Below are 13,254 nucleotides of genomic sequence, written 5' to 3'. Positions count from 1 at the left end.
AGAGCCCGTCGGGGTAAAGCTTGAGTCAACGCATGAGGTGATGGCCGTGAGACAGGACCAGAGCGACGGCGGCGCCCGCCGGGCCGTCTTCAGTCCGGTGGACAGCCGGGCCCGGGTGGACACGGTCGTCCGACGCCTCGGCGACGCCATAGAGCTGGGCCTCCTCGCCGACGGCGAGCAACTGCCGGGCGAGAGCGCCCTCGCCGGCCGGCTCGGCGTCTCCACCGTCACCCTGCGGGAGGCACTGATGGCCCTGAGGCAGCAGGGCCTGCTGATCACCCGCCGGGGCCGGGGCGGCGGCAGCTTCGTCTCGCTGCCCGAACTTCCCGCCGAGGACCGGCTCAAGACCCGGCTGCGCGGCTGGAGCACCGAGGAACTGCGCGATCTCGGCGACCACTGGGCCGCCCTGTCCGGCGCCGCCGCCCGCCTCGCCGCCCAGCGCACCGAGCCCGAGGACCTGCGTCAACTGTGCCGTACCGCCGAAGAGTTGCGGAGGGCCGAGGACGCGCCCGCCCGCAGCCGGCTGTACGGCCGCTTCCACGTCGAACTCGCGGCCGCCGCCCAGTCCGCCCGGCTCACCCGCGAACAGCTCGCGCTCCAGGGCGAGCTGGGCGCACTGCTCTGCCTCGTCCTCGCCGACGACACCTGTCGTGAAGAAGTTGCGGACCGGCAGCGTGAAGTGATCTCCGCGGTGCAGGATGGGGCCCACGAAACGGCCGGCACGCTGGCCGAGCGGTGCGTCAGGGAGTCGACGGCGCGGCTCGTCGCCGTGCGCCTCGCGCTCTGACCGCGCCGCGTCCGGTTCCCGTCCCCTGGAGGACACGATGGGCGTCAGCCCCGGGCTCGCCGCCCTCGGCACGGAGCCGGAACCATGGGTGGCCGCGCAGATCGGCGGCGCCCTGGAGGCCGTCTTCGAGGCGGTCGCCGCCACCCGCGCCGACACGGCCGCCCTGCTCACCCGGGCCGCCACCGAGGGTCGTCGGCCCGCCAGCGCCGACCTCGCCGCCCTGCGTCCAGGACTCCACCGGCGCCTCGTCCGGGACGAGTTGGTCTCCGGCGTCGGCTTCGTCGCCGCCCCCGGACTGCTCGCCGATGTGCCCGCCTGGCTGGAGTGGTGGCAGTGCGGCGCCGACAGCGGCGTACGCCCGCTGCTGCTCGACCTCGATCCCGGCCGGTCGGCGTACTCCGACTACACCCACTGGGACTGGTTCGCGCTGCCCCGCGACACCGGACGGCGGGCGGTGGCCGGGCCGTACGTCGACTACCTCTGCTCCGACGAGTACAGCCTCACGCTGTCCGAGCCGGTCTACCTCCAGGGGGAGTTCGCCGGAGTGGCCGCGGCCGACGTGTATCTGCGCCACTTCGAGGCCGCCGTCCTCCCGCTGCTGCGCCGCCTCGCGCGCCCCGCTCACCTGGTCAACGCCCGCGGCCGCGTCGCCGCCTCCGCCGACCCCGCGCACCTGGCCGGGTCCCTCACCAAGGGGCCGGACTTCGGGGAACTGCTGGTCGGGGAGAGCCGGATCGGCGTCCATGAGGGGATGCGGCTGGTGCCGTGCCGGGGGATACCACTGGTACTCGTACTGGCTTGACCGGTACGGGAGCCGGCCCGTCAGTCGACCGGCCAGGTGTGGACCGGGGCGTTGAGATGCATGTAGTCGATGTACAGCTGTGTCATGCGCCGCAGCGCCTCGTGCCGGGAGCAGTGCGTGGTGTCGATGACGTGGTGGAACATCTCCTTCTGCCACACCGCGCCGTTGCGGCCCGCCACACAGCGCTGCTCGATGATGCCGAGCAGCGGCTCCCGCCACGCCTCGTCCATCCCGGAGCGCTCCAGGCCCCGGTGGGCGAGCGGGAGCAGCCTGCGCAGCACCAGTTCGGGCGCGGTGACCTCGCCGGCCCCGGGCCAGTACAGCAGCGCCTCCATGCCGTGCCGGGCGGCCGTGTGCAGGTTCTCCTCGGCGGCCTTGAAGGACATCCGCGACCACACCGGCCGGTCCTCCTCGACCAGCGCCCGGGTCAGGCCGTAGTAGAAGGCACCGTTGGCGAGGGTGTCGGCGACGGTCGGCCCCGCGGGCAGCACCCGGTTCTCCACGCGGATGTGCGGCCGGTCGTGGGAGACGGCGTAGACGGGGCGGTTCCAGCGGTAGATCGTGCCGTTGTGCAGGGTGAGTTCACCGAGGTCGGGCACGTCGCCGCGGTCCAGGGTCTCCGCCGGGTCCTGTTCGTCGCACAGGGGGAGCAGCGCGGGGAAGTAGCGGAGGTTCTCCTCGAACAGGTCGAAGACGCTGTTGATCCACCGCTCCCCGAACCACACCCGGGGCCGGACACCCTGCACCTTGATCTCCTGCGGGCGGGTGTCCGTGGCCTGCTCGAACAGCGGGATACGGGTCTCGTGCCACAGCTCCTTGCCGAACAGGAAGGGGGCGTTCGCCGCGAGGGCCACCTGGACCCCGGCGATGGCCTGCGCCGCGTTCCAGTAGTCGGCGAACTCCTCCGGGGAGACCTGGAGATGGAACTGGGTGCTGGTGCAGGCCGCCTCCGGGGTGATGCTGTCCGCGTAGGTGCGCAGCCGGTCGACGCCGTCCACCTCGATGCGCAGGTCCTCGCCCCGGGCCGCGAAGACCTGGTCGTTGAGCAGCCGGTAGCGGGGGTTCTCCGACAGTGTGTCCTCGCCGATGTCCTCCTGGCGCAGGGTGGGCAGGATCCCGACCATGATCAGCCGGGCGCCGACCGAGCGCGCCCGCTCGTCGGCATGGTCGAGCGCGGCCCGGATCTCCGACTCCCAGGCGTCCGGACCGCCCGCCGTCAGCCGCCTCGGCGGCACGTTGATCTCCAGGTTGAACCGGCCCAGCTCGGTGGACCAGGCCGGGTCCGAGATCGCGTCCAGCACATCGCTGTTGCGCATGGCGGGCTCGGCCTCGTCGTCCACCAGGTTCAGCTCGATCTCCAGGCCGACCTGCGGCCGCTCGGCGTCGAACCGTGCCTCCCGCAGCATCTTCGCCAGCGCGTCCAGGCACTCCTGCATCTTGACCCGGTACCGGCGGCGGTCCTCGCGGGTGAACACGAGCGCCGGGACGTCACGTCCCATCGCCCCTCCAGGATTCCCCCTCGTCGGACAGTCTCATCCCAATGTCGCACCATCGGTGGGGAGCCACCATGCGGGTGGGGGCCGACGGAACGGCGCCGGGACCGGCGGGCCGTCGCGCAAGACCCCGGTGGCAGCCGGCCCCGGTGCCAACCGTCGCCCCCGACGGGCCGGTTACGCGCGCACCCCGTCCCGGGAAAGCCCGCACGGTCGAGTCCCGCGGCGCCGGGTTCCCGGGGGCGTATGGCCGAGGGAAGGGCCGCCGGCCCCATCACGGGGGCGTCCGGCGGGATCGGACACGCGCTGGCCAGGCGGTTCGCCGAGGACGGCCGCGACCTGGTGATCAACGCCGAGGACGGCCGCCTGGAGGACGCGGCGCGCGGGCTGCGGGGGACCGGCGCCGAGGTCCGTGCCGTACCGGTCGGCCTCGGGCACGTAAAAGGTGTCGACCGGCTGGTCGCCGCGACGACCGGCCTGGACGTCGACGTCGCCGTGCTCAACGCCGGGGTCGGGCCGGGCCTTCACGGACACCGATCTCGACGACGACCTCTCCGTGATCGAGCTGGACGTGACCTCGACCGTACGGCTCGCCAAGCCGCTGCTGCGCGGAATGGCCCGCCGCGGTACCGGCCGGCGGGCGTTCGCGTCCTCGGTCGCGTCGACCGCCCCGGTCCCTTCCAGCCGGTGCACAACGCCTCGAAGTCGCTCGTGCGGTCCTTCGCCGAGGCGCCGCGCGAGGAGGTGAAGGACACGGACGTCGGCGTCACCGCGTTCCCGCCCGGACCGACGGACGCCGACCTCCTCCGGTGGGCCGACCCCGGCGGCACCAGGCTCGGGCCATGGACAAGGACGACCCGGACGTCGCCCGGCAGGCACGCGAGAAGGGATCGCGCACGGTAGCGGTCCGTCCCCGGCTCGCTGAGCACCAGGGCGCGGGGCCTCGCGAACAAGGTCCTCCCGGACCGCGCGGAGGGCGCCATGCGCCGCTCGACGACCGAGCCGGGGACCGCGGCGGAGGACGCCAGCCCTGGGGACCCGCCCGTCACCCGGTCGGAACGTCTCCGATGGCCCCGGGCCGGGCCGCGACGGAGGGTCTGAACGAGATCTTCGACCGCCGCGGCCCGCCTCCGCGCGTCGCGGCACACCTCGGTACGCCCGCGGTACGCATTCCGGGCCGCGGCGCCCCAGACCGGCCCCCGCCGCTCCGTCGACGTATCGGCGGCCCGTCGGCGGCGGGTCGACCCGGGGCGGGGAACGGTGAATCCATGCGCTCGGGTAGTTCCCCGCCCCGTCCGGTCACCCCGAGGACGACGCGAAGGGTGCGCTCACGTGGGACCTGAGCGTCGACTCCACGGTGCGCCGCGCCGGCCGGGGCCCGCAAGCGGCGCGACGTGCCGATCCCGGTCCGATCCGGGAGCGCGCCGCGCCGCCTGCCGGCCCTGGCCGTCCCCCACGCCCCACCGCCTCCGGTACCGGCGTTTCGGCCGAACCCCCGCACGGACCCTCGCGCCGCCACGACACCGCCTCCGACGCCCCGGATCACGGGCCGCCGCTTCGTCCGGCCCTGGACAGCGGACGGCCGATCGCTTAGCCTCATTGTCCAGAAATAGAATTCAAAGCTAAGCCTGGTGAGGGGTCGCTGGATGGACGGCGGGGCGGCGGACGAGCATCTCGTCCAGGAGGCCGAGAAGATCGCCGTCGCGCTGGGCCGGATGTTCCCGGGCCTGTGCGAGGTGGTCCTGCACGACCTGCGGGACCCCGACCACGCGGTCCGGGCCATCGAGAACAACCTGTCGGGCCGCCAGGTGGGCGATCCCGCCACCGAGTTGGGACTCAGCCGCATCGCCGACCCCGCCTTCCCCGACGTCGTGCAGAACTATCCCAACCGGTTCCCCGACGGACGTCCGGCCAAGAGCACCTCCATCGGCATCAAGAACGCCGAGGGGCGGTACATCGCGGCGCTCTGCCTCAACCTCGACGTCTCCGTCCTGTCGCCCGTGACCCTCGCCCTGGCGAATCTCGTGGCCACCGACAGCGGACACGGCGACACGCCCCTGGAGACGCTGCGCGACCGCCGCGCCCAGGAACTACGCCGGACGGTGGAGCAGTTCTCCGCCGAGCGCGGCGCCCCGCCCCGGTCGCTGAGCCGGACGGACAAGAAGGCGCTCGTCCGACAGCTCAACCGGGGCGGCTACTTCGAGTCCCGCGACGCCGCGCGGACCATCGCCGATCTCCTCGGTGTGTCGCGGGCGACCGTCTACAACTACGCGAAACCACCGGCGGTCCCGGAATGAGCCGAGGGCCCGCGGACGGCGCCGCGCACGCGGCCGAAGCACAGCATCCGACGAACGACCGGCACAGAAAGAGGACTTCGCCATGCCCGGCGCCGACCTGCCCGTGACCCTCGACGACATCCGTGCGGCCGCCGCGCGCATCGGGGGCTTCGTCCACCGCACCCCGGTCCTCACCTCGCGCACCCTCGACGCCCTTGTGGGCGCCGAGGTGTTCATCAAGTGCGAGAACCTCCAGCGCATGGGCGCCTTCAAGATCCGCGGCGCCTACAACGCCATCGCCCGGCTCGCGCCCGAGGAACTGGCCAAGGGCGTCGCCGCGTTCTCCTCCGGCAACCACGCCCAGGCCACCGCCCTCGCCGCCCGCGAACTGGGCACCAGTGCCGTCATCCTGATGCCCGAGGACGCCCCGCGCTCCAAGATGGCGGCCACCGCCGGGTACGGCGCCGAGATCGTCACCTACGACCGCTACACCGAGGACCGCGTCGCACTCGGCACGGCACTCGCCGAGGAGCGGGGCCTCACCCTGATCCCGCCCTACGACCACCCGGACGTCATCGCGGGCCAGGGCACCGCCGCCCTCGAACTCATCGAGGAGACCGGTCCGCTGGACGTGCTGCTGGTCCCCGTCGGGGGCGGCGGCCTGATCGCCGGCAGCGCCGTCGCGGCCAAGGGGATGCACCGGGACACCAAGGTCATCGGGGTGGAGCCGGAGGGCAGCGACGACACCAAACGCTCCCTGGAGAGCGGCACCCGCGTGACCGTCCCCGTGCCCCGCACCGTCGCCGACGGCCAGGCCGTCTCCGTTCCCGGCGAGCTGACCTTCGCCGTCAACCGGCACCTGGTCGACTCCGTCGCCCTGGTCGGCGACGCCGAGGTCATCGACGCCATGCGCTTCGCCTTCGACCGCCTGAAGACCGTGTTCGAACCCAGCGGCGCCACCGGGCTGGCCGCCCTCCTCGCCGGTCGCGTCGACAACCTCCCGCCCCGCGTCGGCGTCATCGCCTCGGGCGGCAACATCGACGCGCGCCGGTTCACGGAGCTGCTGGGCGGCTGACCGCCGAGCGCCCTCGCCGCCGGTCGGCTGTCAGTGCCCCCGCCTACGGTGTGATCAGTGAGGACCTGCGGGGACGGCCGTCGGGTCCGCTGTGGGGAGGGGTGTGCCATGTCCGCGGTGAGCACGGCGGAGACGACGTATCTGGAGCTGTCCCAGGAGGGCGGGGGCGCGCACAAGTTCTACGAGGTCGGTGTCGACGGCCTGGTGGTGACGGTGCGGTACGGCCGGATCGGTGCCGACGGGCAGACACAGACCAGCACGTTCCCGACCGTGGAGAAGGCGCGGGCCGCCGCGGCGAAGAAGGTGGGGGAGAAGGTCCGCAAGGGGTACGCCCCGGCGGTGCCGGGCGGGCGGGCCCCGCGACCGGTGACCCGGCGCCAGGTCGGTTCCGCTCCCTCCACCGCCCGCGCCGTGGCGCCGGTGCTGTGGCGGTTCCGGACGGGCTCGGCGGCGTTCGGCATCCATGTGGACGACGAGCACTGCTGGGTGGGCAACCAGGCGGGCGACGTCTACACCCTGGACCACGAGGGCGCCGTACTGGCCCGCTTCGGGCTGCCGGACGGCGTGAAGTGCCTGGTCGCCGACGACTTCTGGATCTACGCGGGCTGTGACGACGGCAAGGTCTACGACCTGTCCTCCAAACTGCCCTTCGCCGCCTACGACATCACCGCCGACGTCGACATCTTCTGGCTGGACATCCACGAGGGCGTGCTCAACGTCTCCGACCGCGGCGGCCGGCTCACCGTCATCGACCACGAGGACGAACACCAGTGGGCCCGCCGCAGCCAGGGCGAGCACGCCTGGATGGTGCGCGCCGACGACCACGCCGTCTACCACGGCCACCACCAGGGCGTCACCGCCTACCGCCCCGACGGTGGCGGCGAGTTGTGGCACACGCGGACCCGCGGCGGGGTGCTGTTCGGCTGGCAGGAGGACGACGCGGTGTACGCGGGCACCGGGCACCGCGTGGTGCAGCGGCTGTCGAAGGCGACCGGCGCGATCGAGGCGACGTACGGCTGCGACAGCGCGGTGTACTCCTGCGCCACCTCGCCGGGCGGTCGGTTCGTCTTCGCCGGGGACGCGGCGTCGTCCGTCTACTGCTTCGACCGCGACGGGACCCGGCTGTGGAAGCTCGGCACGGGCGGAGGTTCGGCGCTGTCGATGCAGTACCGCGACGAACGGCTGTACCTGGTGACCACGGACGGCTCCCTGGTCTGCGTGGACGCGAGCGAGGCCGCGATCGGCGCGGCCCAGCAGGGCTCGGTGCCGGTGGTCCGTGACGTCAAACTCGCCGCCGCCCTGCCGACGTACGCCCCCGCCACGGCCGTCCACGCGGTCGCCACCGTGGCCCAGGCCCCCACCGGATCGGTCGTCGTGGAGTGCGTCCGGGAGGCCGGCCGGGTCCGTGTCCACGTGGTGTCCGACGGCTACGACACCTCCTGGAACGTCCAGTTCCCGCGCGCGATACGCGAGCCGGGCGCGCGCTACGTCGTCGACGCGCTGCACCCGGCGGCGGGCGGCTTCTACCGGGTGCGGGGGGACATCCGGCGGCTGGTGTGAGGCGGATGGGCGGCAGGGGGGCGGGGAACGGAGCCGCGACGGGGGGCGGAGCGAGCCACCGCCCACCGGTGACGGAACGAGGCTCCGAGCGCCGTCGGCGGGGCGGGTCGCTCGGGGTTGTCGTCGGCTGCCTGCCGCCGGTGGTCGTCTTCCGAAGGTGGTTCGGTCGGCTGGTCGGGGGTGCCGAAGCCTGTTCGGGAGCCGGGTTGTGGGTGGCTGTCGTCGCGGGTGTGTGGGCGGTCGTGGTCGGTGGGGCGTGCCGCCGCCCGCGCGGGAGCGTCACCCCCCCGGGGGCCCCTCGCGCGGGAGCGTCCCTCCGCGGGAGGGGCCACCCTCGCGGGAGAACCCCCGGGGGACCACCACGGGAGCGTCGCCCCCTCGGCGCCGGAGGCCGCGGACGCCGCTCGCGCGGGCGCGCCGCCTCAGCCCAGGATCCCTTCCGTCAGTACTTCCCGCGCCGCCCCCAGCGCCGCCTCCCGGTCCTTCGGCACCAGGCCGATGCGGGTGCGCCGGTCCAGCAGGTCGGACTCGTCCAACGCGCCCTCGTGGCGGGCCGCCCACACGAGTTCGGCGCGGGTGACCGGGTGGCCGGGCAGGACCGGCGCGGCGAGTGCGGGGTCCTCGGTGGAGAGGGCGTGGACGGCGAGGGCCTCCGTGCCGTAGCGCCGGACCAGTCGGCGCGGCACCGGCAGGGCGCGCAGCCGTTCGGGCGCGGCGGCGCCGACCAGCGGGAGGCCGGCGGTGGGGGACGGGGGGACGGGAAGTCCCCGGGCCCCGGTCGCGGCGTCCACCGCGTCCTGCGCCATCCGGCGGTACGTGGTGAGCTTGCCGCCGACCACCGTCGTCACCCCGTCCGGCGAGGTGAGCACCGCGTGCCGGCGCGAGATGTCGGAGGTGCGGGCGGACGCGTCGCCGGCCGAGGTGTCGAGCAGGGGGCGCAGCCCGGCGAAGGCGCCCACGACCTCGTCCCGTCCGACGGGCACGTCCAGGGCCGAGCCGAGCACGTCCAGCAGGAAGCCGATGTCCGTCTCGGGCACCTCCGGTACATCCGGGATGCCGCCCTCGACCGGCTCGTCGGTGAGGCCGACGTACACCCGGCCGTCGCCTTGGGGCAGCACCAGCACGAAGCGGTTGGTCTCGCCGGGGATCGGGATGTGCAGTCCGGCGGGCAGGTCCCCGAGCCGTTCGGAGCGCAGGACCAGATGGGTGCCGCGCGAGGGCCGGATGCGGATGCCCTCGACCAGGCCGCCCGCCCACACCCCGGCGGCGTTGATCACGGCGCGGGCCCTGATCTCCCCCTCCTCACCGGTCACTTCGTCACGGACACGGGCGCCCGTGCCGGTCAGCTCCAGCACCCGGGTCCGGGTCAGCACCCGCGCGCCGTGGGCCGCCGCCGTACGGGCCAGCGCGGTCACCAGCCGGGCGTCGTCGGTCACCCGGCCGTCCCAGGACAGCAGCCCGCCGCGCAGCCCGGCCCCCCGTACCGAGGGCGCCAGGTGCCGCGCCTCCGTCGCCGACAGCCGGCGCGGCGCCGGCAGTACCCGGCGCGGCGTGCGCGCCGCCAGCCGCAGCATGTCCCCGGCCCGCAGTCCGGCCCAGGCGATGGACGCCTGAGCCGTCGGCACCATCGGCGTCAGCGGCAGGACGAAGGGCTGCGCGGCCACCAGGTGCGGGGCGGTACGGGTCATCAGCACCCCCCGCTCCACCGCGCTCTCGTGCGCCACCTCGAACTGCGCGGACGCCAGGTAGCGCAGCCCGCCGTGGATGAGCTTGGAACTCCAGCGCGAGGTGCCGAAGGCGAGGTCGTGCGCGTCCACCGCGACGACGTCCAGACCGCGGGCCGCCGCGTCCAGGGCGACACCGGCCCCGGTGGCGCCGAGCCCCACGACCAGGACGTCGGCCCTCCGGCCGTCCGCGGCCTCGGCCAGTTCCCGGGTACGCCGGGCCGCGCTGAGGGACGAGCCGGGCATCGCCTCGGTGTGGCTCATGGCGTGAGGATCCTCTCCAGGAGGGTGCGCAGTTCGCCGAGGAAGGCGGCGGAGTCCAGCTCCGGATCGTCCTCGTCGGTCATCGTGCGCAGGGACAGGGCGAAGGACTGGACGGTCAACAGCAGCGTGCGGGCCTGCCGTTCGGTGTGGCAGGGGCGTACGGAGCCGTCCGCGTGGCCCTCGCGCAGGGCCTCGGAGAGCAGCGCGAGCAGCGCCAGCTGGCTCGCCCCGCGCCGGTCGAGGACATAGGGCAGCAGCAGCTCCGGATCCACGTCGATGATCTTGTGGAAGAGGGGATGCGCCCGGAACGCCTGGACGCCCGTCACCATCCCCTCCACGATCCGGGCGCGCGTGTCGAGGCCGGGCGCGGGCGCGGGGATCGCGCGGGTGGCCACGTCGATCCACTCACGGGTCATCAGATCGCCCACCAGAGTCCGCAGATCGGGCCAGCGCCGGTACAGGGTCATCCGGGAGACACCGGCGCGGCGGGCCACGTCGGCGAGCGTGGTGCGGCGGACCCCGACGGCCAGCACGCAGTCGCGCACCGCGTCGAGCACCGGATCGCTGTCCGGGCCTCCGGAACCGTCCGGACCGTTGTGACGAATAGGCGTCATGTGTCACAGTGTAACGCCCCGGGGTCGGGCGGCACCAGCGGAGGCCCACCGCCGCCCGGCGCACCACCCGCCGGCCACCGCCCGGACCGAGCACACCGACCTTGTGAGGACGACCGTTCAATGGACATGCTGTGGAACGGCTGGGGCGACCCGGCCAAGGCGGCCCCGCTGCCCGACTCGGTGACCGGGCTGCTGCGCGACCTGCTCGGCGTCAAGCCGCGCAGCACCCCCGCGCTCGCCCTGGACGACATCGACCTGCCCGCCCCCACGGCCGGCCCCGCCGCCCTGACGGTTCTCGCCGGGGCCGTCGGCGGCGCCGAGCACGTCCGCACCGACGCCGAGCACCGCATCCGGCACACCCGCGGCAAGTCCACCCCCGACCTGCTGCGCATCCGCGTCGGCGACACCTCGGACGTCCCGCAGGCCGTGGTGCTGCCCGCCACCCACGACGAGGTCCTCGCCGTGCTGCGCGCCTGCGCGGACCACGGCCTGGCCGTCGTTCCCTTCGGCGGTGGCACCTCCGTCGTCGGCGGACTCGCCCCCGAACGCGGCGCGTTCGTCGCCCTCGACCTGCGCCGCATGAACCGGCTGCTCGACCTGGACCCCGTCTCGCGCACCGCCGTCCTCCAGCCCGGCCTGCGCGCCCCCGACGCCGAGTCCCTGCTCGCCGAACAGGGCTACACCCTCGGCCACTTCCCGCAGTCCTTCGAGTGGGCCAGCATCGGCGGCTTCGCCGCGGCCCGCTCCAGCGGCCAGGCATCCGCCGGCTACGGCCGCTTCGACGAGATGGTCCTCGGCCTCACCCTCGCCACCCCCGAAGGCACCGTCGAGACCGGCCGCGCCCCCCGCTCCGCCGCCGGCCCGGACCTGCGCCAGCTGGTCCTCGGCTCCGAGGGCGCCTTCGGCGTCATCACCTCCGTGACCGTGCGCGTGCGCCCCCGGCCCGAGACCAAGATCTACGAGGGCTGGCGGTTCGCCTCCTTCGAGGAGGGCGCCGCCGCGCTGCGCAGGCTCGCCCAGGACGGACCGCGGCCGACCGTGCTGCGCCTGTCCGACGAGACCGAGACCCTCATCGGCCTCGCCTCACCCGACAAGATCGGCACCGGTCTCGGACAGAGCGACGCCGGGTGCCTGGCCATCACCGGCTACGAGGGCACACCGCAGGAGACCGCGTACCGGCGTGAGCAGGCCGCCGCCGTCCTCACCGCCTGCGGTGGCACCCCGCTCGGCACGGAGCCGGGCGAGCGCTGGGCCCACGGCCGCTTCTCCGCGCCGTACCTGCGCGACGCCCTCCTCGACGTCGGGGCCTTCGCCGAGACCCTGGAGACCGCCGCCTTCTGGTCCCGCGTCCCCGAGCTGTACGCGGCCGTGCGCACCGCGCTCACCGACACCCTCACCCAGGCCGGCACCCCGCCCCTGGTGATGTGCCACATCTCCCACGTGTACGAGAACGGCGCCTCTCTGTACTTCACCGTCGTCAGCGCCCAGGGCGAGGACCCGGTGGCCCACTGGACGCCCGCCAAGCACGCGGCCAACGAGGCCGTGCTCGCCGCCGGCGGCACCATCTCCCACCACCACGGGGTGGGCACCGACCACCGCGACTGGTATGTCAGGGAGACCGGAGAGCTGGCCGTCGAGGCACTGCGCGCCGTCAAGCGCCGCCTGGACCCCGACGGCCTGCTCAACCCCGGCGTCCTGCTGCCCACCGACTGACCCCACCCGACCGCCTGCCCCGGAGGCACCCCCGATGCGTCAGTTCACCGCCGTCGTCAACCCGACCGCGGGCGGTTCCACCGCGGCGGCCACGCTGCTCCAGGTGGCCCGCCTGCTGAGGGAGGCCGGGGCCGGTCTCCAGACCGAGTACAGCACCAGCCTGGCGCACGCCCAGGACATCGCCCGCCGGGCCGGCGAGCGCGGCCGGATCGTGCTCGCCGTCGGCGGCGACGGCATCACCGGCGGCATCGGCGGCGCGCTGAGCGGCACCGGAACCGTCTTCGGTCTCGTGCCGGCCGGGCGCGGCAACGACTTCGCCCGCGCCCTCGGCCTGCCGGCCGACCCCGCCGCACTCGCCGACATCCTGCTGCACGCCGAGCCCCGGCCCGTGGACACCATCGAGGTGGAGTCCGCCGTCCACCGGCGCACGGTGGTCCTCGGCAGCGTCTACGCCGGGGTCGACGCGCTGGCCAACCGGCACGCCAACCACGCCCGGCTGCTGCGCGGCTCCGCCTCGTACTACGCGGGCGGCCTGCGCGCGGTGACCGGCTGGCGGCCGGCCGACTACCGCGTGACCGTCGACGGTGAGGAGCACACCCACCGCGGCTACACGGTCGTCGCCGCCAACTCCCCCTATTACGGCTCCGGCCGCCGGATCGCCCCCGGCGCCCGGGTCGACGACGGCCTGCTCCACGTCGTGATGATCCGGGAGGCGCCCCGCCGGCTCTTCTTCCGCCTGATGAACGAGCTGAAGACCGGCACCCACATACACCGCCCCGAAGTGCGCGTCCTGCACGCGAGGGAACTGCGCGTCGAGGCCACCCGTCCCGTCCCCTACGGCGCCGACGGCGAGGTGGAGGCCACCCTGCCGGTGACCGTCCGGGTACGGCCCGGGGACCTGCCGGTGCTGTACCGGCCGGTGGATCGCGCCTGACCCCGGTGTGCC

Annotated in this window: 11 protein-coding genes; 8 read left to right on the top strand and 3 right to left on the bottom strand. The window is 74.2% G+C overall.

All coding sequences use genetic code 11. The annotated features are described in order from the left end of the window. The first annotated feature begins 46 nt into the window (after positions 1-46). Both QSK45_RS36200 and QSK45_RS36195 read left to right on the top strand, forming a co-directional pair. Positions 47-787, top strand: a complete 741-nt coding sequence (locus QSK45_RS36200; RefSeq protein WP_490993667.1) for a FadR/GntR family transcriptional regulator — start codon at positions 47-49, stop codon at positions 785-787. A gap of 37 nt (positions 788-824) precedes the next feature. Further along, positions 825-1,589, top strand: coding sequence for a cache domain-containing protein (locus tag QSK45_RS36195; RefSeq protein WP_285563186.1), 765 nt, complete (start codon positions 825-827; stop codon positions 1,587-1,589). 20 nt (positions 1,590-1,609) lie between these two features. Here the strand turns inward: QSK45_RS36195 and QSK45_RS36190 are convergent, their stop codons facing one another. Then, entirely contained in the window at positions 1,610-3,088 is a 1,479-nt protein-coding gene (locus QSK45_RS36190) for a glutamate-cysteine ligase family protein (protein WP_285563185.1), read from the bottom strand. A 240-nt stretch (positions 3,089-3,328) separates the two neighbouring features. On the opposite strand from QSK45_RS36190, the gene QSK45_RS36185 reads away from it, so the two are divergent. From QSK45_RS36185 to QSK45_RS36170, 4 genes are all read left to right on the top strand, one after another. After that, positions 3,329-3,985 carry an SDR family NAD(P)-dependent oxidoreductase gene (locus tag QSK45_RS36185; RefSeq protein ID WP_285563184.1) on the top strand — a complete coding sequence of 219 codons (657 nt, stop codon included), beginning with the start codon at positions 3,329-3,331 and terminating at the stop codon, positions 3,983-3,985. Positions 3,986-4,728: 743 nt separating this feature from the next. Then, positions 4,729-5,379: a helix-turn-helix transcriptional regulator gene (locus tag QSK45_RS36180; protein ID WP_285563218.1), complete on the top strand. Its 651-nt coding sequence runs from the start codon at positions 4,729-4,731 to the stop codon at positions 5,377-5,379. Between the two features lie 82 nt (positions 5,380-5,461). Continuing rightward, on the top strand, positions 5,462-6,433 hold the full coding sequence (locus tag QSK45_RS36175) for a pyridoxal-phosphate dependent enzyme (RefSeq protein WP_285563183.1): 972 nt from the start codon (positions 5,462-5,464) through the stop codon (positions 6,431-6,433). A gap of 108 nt (positions 6,434-6,541) precedes the next feature. Next, the gene (locus tag QSK45_RS36170) at positions 6,542-7,993 is read left to right on the top strand and encodes a WGR domain-containing protein (RefSeq protein ID WP_285563182.1); all 1,452 of its coding nucleotides are present in this window, start codon (positions 6,542-6,544) and stop codon (positions 7,991-7,993) included. Between the two features lie 422 nt (positions 7,994-8,415). Here the strand turns inward: QSK45_RS36170 and QSK45_RS36165 are convergent, their stop codons facing one another. Together QSK45_RS36165 and QSK45_RS36160 are read right to left on the bottom strand one after the other, a co-directional pair. Further along, entirely contained in the window at positions 8,416-9,981 is a 1,566-nt protein-coding gene (locus tag QSK45_RS36165; RefSeq protein WP_285563181.1) for a glycerol-3-phosphate dehydrogenase/oxidase, read from the bottom strand. Further along, positions 9,978-10,595 (bottom strand): TetR/AcrR family transcriptional regulator, encoded by a 618-nt coding sequence (locus tag QSK45_RS36160; RefSeq protein ID WP_285563180.1) that lies wholly within the window; start codon positions 10,593-10,595, stop codon positions 9,978-9,980. The genes QSK45_RS36165 and QSK45_RS36160 overlap by 4 nt, the downstream gene beginning before the upstream one ends. Positions 10,596-10,715: 120 nt before the next feature. Between QSK45_RS36160 and QSK45_RS36155 the strand changes: the two genes are divergently transcribed. Continuing rightward, complete coding sequence (locus tag QSK45_RS36155) at positions 10,716-12,308, top strand: FAD-binding oxidoreductase (protein WP_285563179.1); 1,593 nt, start codon at positions 10,716-10,718, stop codon at positions 12,306-12,308. A 34-nt stretch (positions 12,309-12,342) separates the two neighbouring features. Continuing rightward, positions 12,343-13,242, top strand: a complete 900-nt coding sequence (locus QSK45_RS36150) for a YegS/Rv2252/BmrU family lipid kinase (protein ID WP_285563178.1) — start codon at positions 12,343-12,345, stop codon at positions 13,240-13,242. Positions 13,243-13,254: the final 12 nt, after the last annotated feature.

Source organism: Streptomyces hygroscopicus subsp. hygroscopicus, assembly GCF_030269125.1.
GTDB classification, from domain to species: domain Bacteria; phylum Actinomycetota; class Actinomycetes; order Streptomycetales; family Streptomycetaceae; genus Streptomyces; species Streptomyces hygroscopicus_C.
The sequence above is the reverse complement of the archived record's forward strand: the minus strand, read 5'-3'. Positions and strand labels throughout refer to the sequence as shown.